The organism is Nocardia sp. TBRC8007 (assembly GCF_056629435.1).
The window spans coordinates 1-926 of the sequence record NZ_JBWSOR010000106.1 but is presented as its reverse complement, the minus strand read 5'-3'; the positions used below and the strand labels follow the sequence as shown (position 1 = coordinate 926).

Genomic DNA, 926 nt, shown 5'->3' with positions numbered 1-926 from the left:
ATATTTGTATCGTGTGGGGATACTCAGGTTGGCCCGTGACCGTGTCTTTGTCGCGATGTGTTTTCATCACACGGTTATCGATGCGGCTGGTATAGCGATCTGGGCGCAACGCGTTCTGGATGTCTATTCCGCATCGAGAAACGGGCACACCGTGTCACCGTGCGGGTTTTCGGGTGTAGCCGACCTTCTGGAACGCGACCGTCTCTATACGAAGGAACGTAAATCGGTCGATCGTGATTTCTGGTTGAAAGAATTCGCTGCGGATCATGCTCCTTTGCATGTGTTCGGAGAGGCGTCTGCGGATGGTTCCTGTCGTCTCAGTGCCTCGATGCCTGTTCCGCGTGAAGTGCTCGGTGGCTTGGACCGTACGGCAGAGTACATCGGTGTAGAACTGTCGTTTCTTCTGATTGCGACAGTAACGGGTGCTCTCTACCGATTCTCGCGTCGTGACAGCAGTTGTATTCAAGTGCCTGTCGCTAATCGGGATGGTCGTGTTGGTCGCACGCCGTGTCTGCTTTCGAACACAGTCCCCCTGGCATTGGACATCAGGGAGGAAATGTCCCTGACCGACCTCGCTTTGCACGTTCGGCGGGCGATGCTGAAGATCGGGAGACACACCAAGTACGGCATCGGTGACCTACGGAGAGAGCTACGCGCTGCTGGTGATGTGGTCAATCCGTTCGGGCCGTCGATCAATATTATTCCGTTCTTCGGCGCCTTGAGGGTACCTTCGGGTACGGCGGAATTGAAGGTTGTTTCGTCCGGCCGGAGCGGGGAGCTGTCGGTAACCTGCTATTACGACAGATCGTTGACGCTCGATGGTGAAATAAAGATCGAAGCGGACCCGCGACTGTACAACGACGCGAACCTTGCGTCGTATCTGCGCGCCATCACGAGATACCTCGACAGCGCAATAACCACACCGC

At 55.7% G+C, this 926-nt stretch carries 1 protein-coding gene; it reads left to right on the top strand.

All coding sequences use genetic code 11. The features are described 5' to 3' along the window. Positions 1 to 28 precede the first annotated feature (28 nt). The coding region (locus ACX4ZE_RS22805; RefSeq protein WP_480275514.1) for a condensation domain-containing protein at positions 29 to 926 on the top strand (898 nt) is incomplete at its 3' end.